The sequence below is a fragment of the Candidatus Neomarinimicrobiota bacterium genome, from assembly GCA_018647265.1.
Lineage (GTDB): Bacteria > Fidelibacterota > Marinisomatia > Marinisomatales > TCS55 > TCS55.
The window spans coordinates 1-13,290 of sequence record JABGTK010000142.1 but is presented as its reverse complement, the minus strand read 5'-3'; the positions used below and the strand labels follow the sequence as shown (position 1 = coordinate 13,290).

The 13,290-nt window shown below is 38.4% G+C and carries 9 protein-coding genes; all 9 read left to right on the top strand.

Annotated elements, in window-relative coordinates; genetic code table 11:
- The first annotated feature begins 13 nt into the window (after positions 1-13).
- Positions 14-1,243: a hypothetical protein gene (locus HN459_08575; protein ID MBT3479501.1), complete on the top strand. Its 1,230-nt coding sequence runs from the start codon at positions 14-16 to the stop codon at positions 1,241-1,243.
- Positions 1,230-2,489: a hypothetical protein gene (locus HN459_08570; protein ID MBT3479500.1), complete on the top strand. Its 1,260-nt coding sequence runs from the start codon at positions 1,230-1,232 to the stop codon at positions 2,487-2,489. Before HN459_08575 ends, HN459_08570 begins: the two co-directional genes overlap by 14 nt.
- Complete coding sequence (locus HN459_08565) at positions 2,486-3,751, top strand: hypothetical protein (protein MBT3479499.1); 1,266 nt, start codon at positions 2,486-2,488, stop codon at positions 3,749-3,751. The genes HN459_08570 and HN459_08565 overlap by 4 nt, the downstream gene beginning before the upstream one ends.
- Positions 3,752-3,754: 3 nt before the next feature.
- Positions 3,755-5,074: a serine hydroxymethyltransferase gene (locus HN459_08560; GenBank protein ID MBT3479498.1), complete on the top strand. Its 1,320-nt coding sequence runs from the start codon at positions 3,755-3,757 to the stop codon at positions 5,072-5,074.
- Between the two features lie 91 nt (positions 5,075-5,165).
- Positions 5,166-5,945, top strand: coding sequence for a hypothetical protein (locus HN459_08555; GenBank protein ID MBT3479497.1), 780 nt, complete (start codon positions 5,166-5,168; stop codon positions 5,943-5,945).
- A gap of 12 nt (positions 5,946-5,957) precedes the next feature.
- The gene (gene dctP / locus HN459_08550; protein ID MBT3479496.1) at positions 5,958-6,947 is read left to right on the top strand and encodes a TRAP transporter substrate-binding protein DctP; all 990 of its coding nucleotides are present in this window, start codon (positions 5,958-5,960) and stop codon (positions 6,945-6,947) included.
- A gap of 16 nt (positions 6,948-6,963) precedes the next feature.
- Positions 6,964-8,754 (top strand): TRAP transporter large permease subunit, encoded by a 1,791-nt coding sequence (locus tag HN459_08545; protein MBT3479495.1) that lies wholly within the window; start codon positions 6,964-6,966, stop codon positions 8,752-8,754.
- A 163-nt stretch (positions 8,755-8,917) separates the two neighbouring features.
- On the top strand, positions 8,918-10,279 hold the full coding sequence (locus HN459_08540; GenBank protein MBT3479494.1) for a PorV/PorQ family protein: 1,362 nt from the start codon (positions 8,918-8,920) through the stop codon (positions 10,277-10,279).
- Between the two features lie 11 nt (positions 10,280-10,290).
- Positions 10,291-13,158: a hypothetical protein gene (locus tag HN459_08535; protein ID MBT3479493.1), complete on the top strand. Its 2,868-nt coding sequence runs from the start codon at positions 10,291-10,293 to the stop codon at positions 13,156-13,158.
- The last annotated feature ends 132 nt before the right edge of the window (positions 13,159-13,290 follow it).

The window sequence follows — 13,290 nt, the reverse complement described above, 5'->3', positions numbered from 1 at the left end:
TAATAAATCTTCCATGAATAAATTTTTCCTAAACATGACAATCGGTCTGTGTATGACCGGTATGGTTGCTTTTTCTGCCTGTGAAGAAGCGGCAATTCCCATGGACGATATTGGTACGCCAATGAGACTAGATACCATTTCTTTCCCTGTTATAAAAGCAGTCTCTTACCAAGTGCCGCCTCAAATGGGTAAAACTAATTATTTATACTTTGGTAAAAAGGATGGATACGACTTTAAATACAGCCTGATCAAATTTGATAGTACCAGCATGACTGCAAAAACGCCATTATCGTATTATAATGATTCGTTGGTTGTTGTGGACAGTTTACAATTATCCCTGCGCTTTGAATTGGATTCGATTGAAAATAACCCCGAATTTCAACTTCGTTATTTCCCGGATGGGGGTGACTCTGTATTCAATGAAATGACTACAAATCATATGAATTTCGATAATTTGATTGCATCTTCAATTATAAGTACGGCTCAAATGACATCAGATACAACAGATACAAATAGCACCAAGGTCTATTTGAATTTTTCTTTGGATTCATCCATTGTCAATGCCTTGAAGGATACAAATGTTACAGATTTTAACAGATCTTTTTTGGTCGAGCTAAAAGATGATGGAACAGAATCATTTAACTTTCGCAGCATAGATCTTGGTGACGGATACGGCCCTCAATTAACTGTATTTTTTCGCCAATTTCTATCAGACACGGTTGTTTTGGATACGGTAGCGCGACTATATAATGCGATTGAAGATTTATCAATCATTGTACCTCCGGTAGTATCTTACGAAGATACATCATTGTTGTCCGTGAGTATGTCAAAAGGATTAAAATCTATTGTCATGGTTGATATGGGCGGATGGATTTTGCCACCCAAATCTGTTATTAGTTCAGCCAATTTAATTTTAAATAGGGTTGAGGGAGATTCTATAAGTCCATACTCGATTGTATCTCATCCGATCAAAAGTGAAGGAGACTTTATAAAGTTTTCCTCATTTATAGATGATCCCTATGAAGAGGATTATGGTTTTTATACCTCGACGAAAATCATTAATGACGAATTGCGAATAAACCACCGTAGAGCAGCCACCCAAATTGGTCGTGCTAATTACACCAACTATGGGTTCAAATTGCAAACCAGTTTTAGTAATGATCCATTTACGACCGTATTTTTTCACGGTTTAAATAAATCTGATTTATATCCCGTTATGAGAGTGATTTATGTTCTGCCGTAAAATTCCAATTATCAGTTTTCTGTTTGTTGTTGGTCTGAGTGGACAATCAATTTTTAACGCTTATGGTTTAGGATTGTCGAAAAGTTTTCAACACACTTCTTCTGCAGGCGCTAGCAGCATAGGACTTGTACCCACTTTTCATCCAGGCGTTTCATTGGATAACCCGGCGACTTGGTCAGGTTTAAAATTCACTTATATTAGTGGGTCTTATTCAAATAGAGAAATGGGAATTGATGCAAATAACAGTTCCAATACGGGTGGTGGGATTGAAAAAATTCAATTTGTAATTCCGATCAGGGATAAATATGGTTTTGGACTTTCTATTAAGCCTGTTAATGACCATTATTCATATTTCAAAACTGATTCAATCAGTTTTGACTTTCAAGGTAAAACCATCCAATCCAATAAAGTATTCAGATCCGGCGGAGGTCTCATGGCCGGAACAGTCGGACTCTCATTACCACTGAATGAAAAAATGGCTTTTGGCCTCTCATTAGATAGATTGTTTGGTTCTTCTCGCGATGAACAATCGTTAATCTTAAACGACATGCATTATCGATTATTCAATATTCGAACCTACAGTGGATCCACCATTAATTTCAATTTTGCCGGTCAATTTTTCAGTAATAATAAAATAATGATTTTGGGTTTTGCAAAAGTATCTATGACAGGATCACCTGTTTCGGGTACCCTTTATCAGTTTGATGTATTCGAGGACAGGAATCAAAATTTTTCATATGATCAGGATGATTATCCTGCTACAGCTGAAGTTGATACAATTAATATATCCAATATTTATGCACCCAATAGTTTCAGTCTTGGTTTCAATGTATCTTTTAAGAATAATATGAATATTTTTACCGAATTTCAATTGTGGAACGATGAGGCGACCAATGCAAACTATGCCAGCATAATTAAAGAGCAAATTGGGTCAAAAACTCATTTGGGTGCAGGAATGGTTCGATTTGGGAATTTGGACGCGAGGTCGTGGCAAGACCGTATAACATTGCGACTTGGTTCATATAAAGAAACATATGGTTTGAGATATAGTGGAAAAACAATAAATGAAAATGGGATTTCTCTGGGGTTTGGATTTAAATTCGCCGCCACTGGAAACCAATTAGATATTTCTTATCGCAAAGGATCCAGATCCATGGAGGGTGGTCACAAAGAAATAATTAAAGATTTTACAATAGGACTTAGTCTGGGAGATGTCTGGTTTCTCAGGAGGAGAGCAAAACAATGAACAAAAAGAACTTAATTAAAAAACTATTAATTTTAGGTGTCGCATCTGTTTTTATGACAATGTGTACACCGCCTGAACAGTCTAGCGCTGATGCAGATGCTGCTGAATTCGCTCGGCAAGATTCCATTCGAAAAGTACGTTGCCCAAGAGTATTTAGCAGTGCCGCCGAATTTTATAAAAACCGTGATTGGGAAGCTACCGTTCGCGCTTATGGTGAATTGACCGATCTTGGTTGTGATCGTGATGATCCTAAAGAGGTATATCTTTATTATGCTATTGCCTATGAATATATGGGCAAGTATGACAGCTCCGCTACAGTTCTTCTAAAAGGACTTTCATTCCTTCCCGACAATGTTGATTTAAGAAAACGTCTCGCTTTTGCTTACGATAAACAAGGTAAGACCGATTTGCGGATGGATGAATTAGATCGTTTATCGTTTTTGGCACCAGAAGATGTAGATATTAAAAGTGAATTAGCCAAACTTTATGGTGACCAGGAGAAATATGATGACCAAATAGCAGTTTTAAAAGACTTATTGAAATTGCAACCAAATAATGAAGGTGCGCAAAGTGATTTGGCAGCGGCTTATGAAGCAAGTGGTAGAGATCCATTAGATGTATATAAAACTAGATACGATAATAATACTGATAATATTTCTTATGGGTTAGATTATGCTGACAGACTCAGTGCGGCTGACCGTCCGAATGATGCCGCCAAGATCCTAAAACAGGTTGTGAATACTGATCCTACAAGCAAAGTGGCCTTCCGAAAATTGGCCAGTGCATATGATTTGGCAGATCGGCTAACTGAAGCCGCCAAAACTTATGAAAGATTATTTCGACTAGATCCACGTGATTTTCGAGTAGCCGTTAAAATTTCGGACGTTTATGTCGAGGACCAAGATTATAGTTCAGCATTCGATTGGGCCGATAAGGCAGTCACCCTTTCTGGAGAAGGTGAAGCTTATGGTGCCAAAGGAAATGTTTATTACAAAGCTTTTCAAGCTTGTCGTTCAGGTGAAATTTCTATTAATGACCGTGTTATTGCTACTTTAGCATATAATGCATTTGAGGACGCAGAATCTAAAGGTTATTCTCGGTACAGTCGCTCTAAAGAATGGCTGAAAGAAAATGAAGTCCTTTTCGGAAAAGCACAATGGTTTATGATGGATGCTGAAGTGAAAAATAAGGGATACATCAAAGCAGAAACTGCTTGTTACCAATGGGTATCTGAAAGATTAAATAAAGGTAAAGGGTGGTAATAAATGGCATCTGCCAAGGCTACTTTTTCTACTTTACTAAAAGCCGATCCTAAATTATATGAAATATTGATGCGTGAGGTTTCTAGGGAAGACCATACCCTGGAGTTGATTGCATCTGAAAATTTTGTAAGCTACCCAATTCTTGAAATGGCTGGTGGCGTAATGACCAATAAGTATGCGGAGGGATATCCCGGCGCGCGTTATTATGGCGGTTGTGAGCACGTAGATGAAGCTGAAAATTTGGCTCGCGATCGTGCAAAAGAATTATTCAATTGTGAATATGCCAATGTGCAACCACACTCGGGTTCCCAAGCCAATATGGCTGCCCTTATGACTTTTGTTAATGTTGGCGATACAATTATGGGGTTGGATTTAGCTCACGGCGGACATTTGACTCACGGAAGCCCTGTAAACTTTTCCGGTAAATTATATAATGTTGTTTCTTACCAAGTTACCCGAGAAACAGGCCGTGTCAATTTTGATGATGTCCGAAAATTGGCTAAAGAACATAAACCAAAACTTATTATTTGTGGTGGTAGCGCTTATCCAAGGTTTATTGAATTTGAACAATTTCGTGAAATAGCCGATGAGGTTGGTGCTTTTCTTATGGCAGATATTGCCCATCCTGCCGGTTTAGTAGCCGCAGGGATTCATCCATCACCTATGCCATATTGTGATGTAGTAACCACCACAACCCATAAAACATTGCGTGGCCCTCGCGGTGGCATGATAATGATGGGTAAGGATGTAGAAAATTCATGGGGTGTTGTGGCACCAAAATCCGGTCGAGTAAAAATGGTTTCAGAATTATTAAATTCAACCGTGATGCCGGGAATTCAGGGTGGACCATTGATGCATATTATTGCTGCAAAGGCTGTGGCCTTCGGTGAAGCACTTCAACCGGAATTTAATTCATATGCGAAACAAATTGTAATCAACGCTAAAACAATGGCGGATGCATTGTCTAGTAAGGATTATAACTTGGTATCTGGTGGTACAGATACCCATGTAATCTTGATTGATCTTTCGAATAAAAATGTTACCGGGAAAGCTGCTGAAAAAGCTCTTGAAAAAGCTGGCATTACTGTCAATAAGAATATGGTTCCCTTCGATCAACGTAGTCCTTTTGTTACTAGCGGCATGCGAGTTGGAACGCCAGCGATCACAACCCGCGGAATGGGTGTAGATGAAATGAAATTAATTGTAGAATTTATAGATCGTGTTGTGAATGATGTAGAGAATGAAGGCACAATTACTCAAATTAAAGCCGAAGTTAAATCTCTCTGCGAATCTTTTCCTTTATATCCTGAATTGCACAATTAAGCATTCAAATATCAGCCTGAATTCTTTCTCTAAATTATTTTATAGTTCAATTGTTTTGGCAGGGATGGCCTGCAGTCCGTCGCTTGTTCTTTTGGAAAATAAACCAGAATGGGCTGAAGATGGATTTCTTTATTATGTAAATGGAATTGAAAAAAAACTTGTCAAAAACCCCGAGAATCCTGAACTATTACAAAAAGGATGTGAATCTTGGACGAAATACACTTACGGTTTTATTATGGAAAAAGCCGATCGTATCATTATGGATGATTATATAGGTGGAAAAGTATTGTATGCTCAGGCCAATGAAAATTTTACCAAAGCTGTTTTATATGGAGACAAATCTTTTTCAATAAAACACTTAGATTATGATAGATGGATTGGTGGCCAAACTAACCAAAGTCCGGACTTTACTGAATATGAGATTCCCTATCTATTTTGGACAGCCGCAGCTTATGGTGGTGCAATAAGTTCAAGTAGGGGAAATCCAGAGTGGGTGATTAAACTGCCGAGGGTTGGATATCTCCTTGAAGCGGCAATAAAAATTAATTCTGAATGGAATAAAGGCGCCTTATACACCGCAATGATTTCTTATACCATGAGTCGCCATGATGCACCGGAAAATAAAGTAGAAATTGCCCGAAGTTATTTCGATAAAGCGGTAAAATCATCCGATGGTTTAGATTTGAGTCCATATGTTACATTTGCCGAAAGTGTATCTATCGCAACACAAAATCGGAACGAATTCACTAATTTGCTATATAAAGCATTAAACATTGATATAATGGCTGACGATGATTTACGTTTGACGAATCATATTGGCCGTAATAGGGCGCAATGGTTATTGGATAACATAGATGAATTATTTTATTAGTATCAAAAAATTATGAACCGAATCATACCTATTCTACTCATTTGCTTTTCTGTCCAGTTTTTATGGGCGAAAAAGGTTATTGTAAAAATGGCAACCTTGGCCCCTGAAGGCACTGAATGGCATGGTTTGTTGGTAGACCTTGGACAGCAGTGGACAAAAGCGACCGATGGCGAAGTACGTTTACGGATTTATCCCGGTGGTGTGGTGGGCGATGAAGCTGACATGATTCGCAAAATGCGGATTGGGCAGATTCATGGAGCTGCAATAACCAACGAAGGTATGACAGAGATTAATCCATATTTTACAGCATTCTACATGCCCATGCTTTACCAGTCTTATGATGAAGTTGATTTCGTTCGAGCGAAGTTGAATGATGACCTTATATCTGTTACAGAAGAAAATGGTTTTAAAATTTTAACAATGGTTGATGTGGGTTGGGCATACTGGTTTTCAACAAAACCAGTTTATATACCTGACGATCTCAAAAAGACAAAAATATTTATTTGGGCCGGAGATTATAAATCCACAGCACTTTACGAGAAACATGGATACCAACCTGTACCACTAGCCATGACAGATGTTTTGTCTGGTCTTCAAACGGGATTAATCAACTCAATTGGATTTAATCCCATGTATGCTTTATCACAACAATTGTTTGGCATTGCGGATAATATGCTAAATATGAAATGGGGTAACTTGACGGCTGCCGTTATTATAGACAATAGAACTTGGAATCGAATCAAGCCGAAACACCAAAAAGCTATGCTTGAGATTGCTCAAAAAATTGGGGAAGGATTCCAGGAAAAGAATCGTCATGAAACTGATAAAGCGGTAGAAGTGATGAAAGAATATGGTCTTACGGTGAATACGCCCTCGCCCGAACAGGTGGTCGAATGGAAGTCACTCATTGAAAAAATGTATCCTGACATTAGGGGTTCGCTCATTGATGCACCAGTATTTGACAAACTGATGCAAATTAAAAAAGAAATGGAATCTCGCTAAAGAAAAAATATTTCTCTTGGCTTATTTTAACATCAAATCCATCGAGCAGTATTTTACCTTATTTGTATTTGTAGCTCTCGTTTTTCTTCCCGCCGCTGAGGTTATTTCTCGTTTGTTCGGCACCACGGGTGTGGTTGCTTCGTCAGTACTTGTTCAACATTTTACTTTATGGATAGGCTTCGCTGGTGCCGTTGTGGCTGCCCGTAGAAATAAACTTTTATCTCTTACAACTACTCCTTTATTTGAGCCAGAATCAAAGATTAACTGGTTCAAATTTATCGGAAAAGTCACCACTCTGTTTATCATATTAGCTTTGGCTTTTGGAAGTTGGGAGTTGGTCAAAGTTGAAATGGCTTATCCAGTAAAAATCGCACCTCTTTTGCCCCGTTGGGGCGCTCAAATGGTCATGCCGGTAGGATTTATTCTAATTGCAATTCATCTATTCATGAATGGATATGAAGGATGGAAAAATCGTGGCTTATTAATAATAGGATTAATTCTCATTGCAGCAATTACCCGTATTGAGTTGTTTCAAGATTCAATCATATTTATGTGGATTGGCATCATATTTATTTTATTTTCCCTTTACAAGGGGGCTCCTATCTTTATTGGTTTGGGTGGTTTGGCCATTCTCTTTTTTTGGCAAGAATATACACCATTATCTGCAATACCGGCGGAAACATATCGCATTGTAGTGTCACCCACATTGCCCACAATTCCATTATTTACATTGGCAGGATATATTTTAGCTGAGAGCAAAGCTTCCGAACGATTAGTCAAATTATTCCGAGCTTTGTTTGGGTGGATTCCCGGTGGAACACCGGTCGTACTCGTCCTCTTATGTGGGTTTTTTACCGCTTTAACAGGTGGTTCTGGTGTAACGATTTTGGCTTTAGGCGGATTATTGTTTCCATTATTAATTCGGGAAGGCTATTCAAAACATTTTTCTTTGGGTCTCATTACAGTGGCCGGTTCATTAGGTCTATTATTCCCACCAAGTTTACCTCTGATTATTTACGGTGTTACTGCAGCAGTTTCCGTAAAGGCTATCTTCCTTGCGGGAATTATTCCAGGATTTTTACGCGTTGCCATGATTGGTGGGTGGGCAGTTTGGCAAGGTAAAGTGCAATCGGTTAAACGACATAAATTAAATTTCCATGATATTAAAACGTCACTTTGGGAAGCGAAGTGGGAAGCAGTTATTCCCTTTTTCATTTTATTTGGAATTTTTGGTGGCTACACCACACTGGTTGAAACTGCTGCCATGACTACTGTATATGTTTTTATTGTGGAAGTATTAATCTATAATGATTTGAATTGGCGGGATATAAAAAAGATTATCCTAGATTGTTCAACCTTAATTGGTGGTGTACTTATCATTCTTGGGGTAGCCATGGGATTGACGAGTTACATGGTGGATGCCCAAATCCCAATGCAATTGTTGGCATGGGTTAAAACAACCATTTCATCCAAAATAGTTTTTTTATTAATGCTGAATATCTTCTTATTGGCGGTAGGCTGTATGATGGATATTTTTTCAGCCATCATTATAGTTGTTCCTTTGATTACACCACTAGGGGCTTATTTTGGAATTGATCCTATACATTTAGCCATTATATTTATCGCAAACCTGGAGTTGGGATTTTTAACACCTCCTGTAGGAATGAACCTTTTTTTATCCGCTTATCGTTTCGATGAGGATATGCCCACAATCTATAAATCAACTTTGCCGTTTTTTATGGTTATGTTGTTGAGTGTTTTGATAATAACGTATATCCCTATTCTGTCCACTTGGGCTGTAAAATAAATATCGTACAATCCCTTGCCTCGTTAGAGGAGAAAAGGGTAATTTCTAGGTAACAAACAGGAGTTTTTATAAAATATCGCTAACGGTTGAATCGTTTCTCACATTACCGAAGGAAATAAACCCTTCTAAACAATATACCCCGAACCGGGGAAAAGGACTTTTTATGAGACGAATATATTCAATTGTGGCGACGCTCCTGCTTTTCAGCAGTCCGTCCCTCAATGCACAAAGTGAAGCAGGCGCTATATTCCTGCTAATATCTCCCGGCGCTCGTGCCGGCGGAATGGGTGAAGCACAAGTGGCTGTGGCCAATGATGCTTATGCCAGTTATTGGAATCCAGCCGGACTTGCATTTCAAACAGGTTCCGAAATTGCATTTATGCACGTGAATTGGTTACCTAATCTGGCCGATGACTTGTATTATGAATTTCTAGGTTTTCGGAAACAATACGAAAACCTTGGTACTCTAGGTGGCCATTTGATCTACCTCAATCTTGGTGAACAGGTTCGTATGGATGAATTCGCCCAATACCAGGGAAAATTTACATCATACATGATGGCAGCGGCCCTCTCCTATAGCAGTAAATTATCGGGCACATCAGCCTTCGGAATGAATGCTAAAATTTCTTACCAGCATTTGGTAGAAATTGCTACAGGGGCAGAGAAGGGTAAAGGTACGTCGATTGATTTTGGTTTTGATCTTGGGTATATGAATAAGGGATGGCTCACACCGCGAATGGATATGGGCGTAACCATGACTAATATTGGACCGAAAGTATCATTTATCGATCCTGACCAGGCAGATCCACAGCCAACAAATTTGACCCTCGGGTTTGCTTATGAAATATTTAAGAATGAATTTAACAGTTTAAAATTAGTATATGATGTAGATAAACTTTTGGTTGCATCCTATCCTGATATGGATTGGGATGGAGATGGTCTAATTGGTGGATATAATTCCAAAGGCGATGAAAGCGCTAAAAATTCTAATTATAACCGGAATGGAAAATTGGAGATTGCCCATAAAGATAAATTGTTTAAGGCGATTTTTACTTCTTGGGTTGACGATTGGCTTTTGGGCGGTGATATCGATCGTGCCCCCGGTGGGGAGGATGCAGATAAAATAATCGGTGGCTGGGAATGGGCTGGAGATGCAAATGGAAACGGTAGCCGCGATGCAGAAGAAATGCTCAATACTGTCACAGAATACGGTGCTGCTTTCGGCGATGAGAATTGGGGGATTTATAACGAGTGGGGCCAAAAAGAAGTGGGCTCTGCTGACGACCGTTCTATCCAGGATGAATTGGATAAACTGGTGCATAACTTTGGTATGGAATACTGGTATTCTTCTTATTTTGCCTTAAGAGGCGGATACTATTACGATAGAACAGGGAAAATAAAAAATCCAACATTTGGTGTAGGGTTGCGTTTCTCTAATTATGGATTCGATTTTGGATATACATCAGGAGCGCCCGGTCATCCACTGACCAATACAATGCGGTTCTCCATGAACATTCAGTTCTAGATAAAAGTTAAATGAACCGCTTTTCTCAATGCAGATTGGCTATGGTCTTTCTGCTTTTCGCATATTTACCCATAAATGCCCAAGTTTTGGGTGATTTGAAAGTAGCCTTCATTCGAATATCATTTGAACCGGGAGACTATCCTGGTTTTACAGGAAACGGTAATTACGAATTTGTCCAAAATGCGATTTGTGGTGACTACACCATTGACCCTGCGCCGCACGATAAAAACTATTTTCAATCCCATGTAAAAGCTGTAAATAATTATTTCCGGACCGTATCTTATGGGAAGTTCGGTTTTGACATGAAAAATTCTGTGGTTCTCCCAAATGAGAATGAAGGCAGCTATATTATCCAAAAACCCATGAATTATTACAATGAGTTGGGGAATGAAAACGAACATGAAAAACGTATTACTGAGCTACTAAGGGATGCCATCCAAGTTGCCGTTGACGAGGACCAAATTGATTTCAGTCAATATGACCTTGTTGCCATCATCCATCCCGGCGTCGGGCAGGATTTTAAACTACCTTTTCTCGATCCAACACCAGAAGATATACCCTCAACATTTGTGGATAAAAATATGGTCAATACCCATTTGGACGGACCAATCCAAATCGGCAATGCTTCTATTCCTATGGGGATTATTCTTCCTGAATCTCAAAACCATATTCTCATGGATGATGCCATACATGATGCCCTAAACAATCCTTGTAATGTGCAGTTCAGTATTACGGGAACATGGGCCTTAATGGTTGGATTCGCAGTAGGTTTGCCGCCATTATGGGATTTAGAAACGGGTCTCTCCGGTGTGGGTGTATTCAGTCTCATGGATCAAGGATCTAATAATGGTCATGGAATTGTTCCCGCGCCACCGAATGCTTGGACACGCATTTTTGCAGGGTGGGAAGAAGCGACGACATTTCAATATCCTGGGAAAATATCCATTCAAAGTGGCATCCAAAACAGTATTGCTAAGGTTCCCATTGGCGCCGATGAATATTTTTTAATCGAAAATCGAAATAACTGGTTTCGGGATGGTGTAAACATCGATTCTTCCCGCTATGCAGTCTGGGAAAAAATGAATCATTATCCATCATTTATAAATGTCCTTTTGGATTCTGCGGGCGTGAAAAAGAATGAGTATGGTGTTATTACCAATATTCCCAATTATGATTTGGGTTTACCCGCATCAGGATTATTGATTTGGCATATTGATGAAAAGAAAATTCAAGAAGGATTGGGTTCGTTTTCTGTTAACGCTGACCGTAAGCAACGTGGCATCGACCTTGAAGAGGCCGACGGCGCCCAGGATATTGGCTATATTACTAATTTATTCACCGACCCATCTTCCGGCTATTGGGGCGATATGTGGTTTGGGGAGAATAAAGAATACTTCCGGGCAAATGCTGATGGGAGTATGGATTTTTCTTCATTTACACACCCAAATACAAAATCCAATTCTGGCGCCAAGTCGGGAATAAATATCAGCAATATCTCCAAAGCTGGGGAAAACATGTCGTTTACTCTTTCATCTAGTTATGATATGGCATTTCTCAAGGATGAAAATAAATCCATTCTCTTTCAATGGGATGTGGACGGTGACGGTGATTTAGATTTTGTTGGCGGTGGAGACTCAATATGGTATTCATTGAATGGATTATTGAATCCAATTTCAATAATTGAAAATAAATGGAAAGAGACGGAAGTATTTATTCCATATGATAGTGAAAACGACTTATATAATGGTGAAAATGATTTAGTAATTGTTGGTGTAAATGGATTTGAAACTGATGTGTTATGGTTTACGTATAATCATAATTCTAAAAGGTTCGTCAATAAATGGAAATATTTCTTCATAAATGAATGCAATGTAGGATTTATAAGAGCTTTCAAATTTGCGAATGAAGTCAGATTTAATTATAATGGTTTTGACTATAATGTTTTTCCTGATAAAATTACAAAATATACAAAAACTTCTAATAGTTACAGTAGATGCGATCCTCCACATATTGGATTATCGGGAAATCAATCAGATGGTACTACTGTATATAGTTACAGAAGGAATATTATTTTTAATTCCCCTACTTTAATTGAACATTCTGGACTCATAGATGCTGGAATTGTTGACATTGATTTAGATGGTCGTGTTGATATTGTATTAGTTGATTCATTAGGTGCGATTTTTGGATACGATAATAATATTATTTTAAAAAGTGGTTTTCCAATTACGGCAAATGCGGTTCCCCCCATTTTATTGGCTGATTTATTTGATGATAATCATCCAGAGCTGATTTTCCAGGATTCCAATGGTAATATCAAAATATTGGATTATGAAGGTAACTCTATTCAACGATTTTCCATGATTAATGGAGATAAGTTAAAAATGATTGGGGAATATGATGGAATGAAGTCCATTGTAACAGAAAAAACAATTTACCAACTTTCAGTTTTAAAAGATTATGGTGGTAATGAGTGGATACATCCGGACGGGGGTCCGAATAGAAGAAGGGAAATAAAATTAAAAATTCCGGTTGATTCTACGGGACAAAAAGAATTGCTTCTAAATGAATTCACCTACGCATACCCAAATCCAAGTTACGGTGAAGATGTAATATTTCGAATTAGACTTGGAATTGCTGAAACTATTGAAATTAATATTTTTGATATATCCGGATTTCCAATAAAGAAATTATCTAAAACACTTGTTGCTGAAGTTGATAATCCAAGATCCTGGTGGCGAGAATCATTTAAAAATAACGATCATGAACTTAAATGGAATGTATCAAATATTGAATCTGGCGTTTATTTAGCAAGAGTCATCGTGAGTGGAGAAGGGAAATCCGAAGAAAAGATCATTAAAGTGGGCGTTATTAAATAATGAAACTTCGTTTCATCTTATTAATGTCCATTGCTTTTGGGCAGGTGAATTACAATCATCCTGAGTTGGATTGGAAGACCATTGAAACCGATCATTTCCGAATTCATTTTTATGCTGAGACAGAGCAATCCG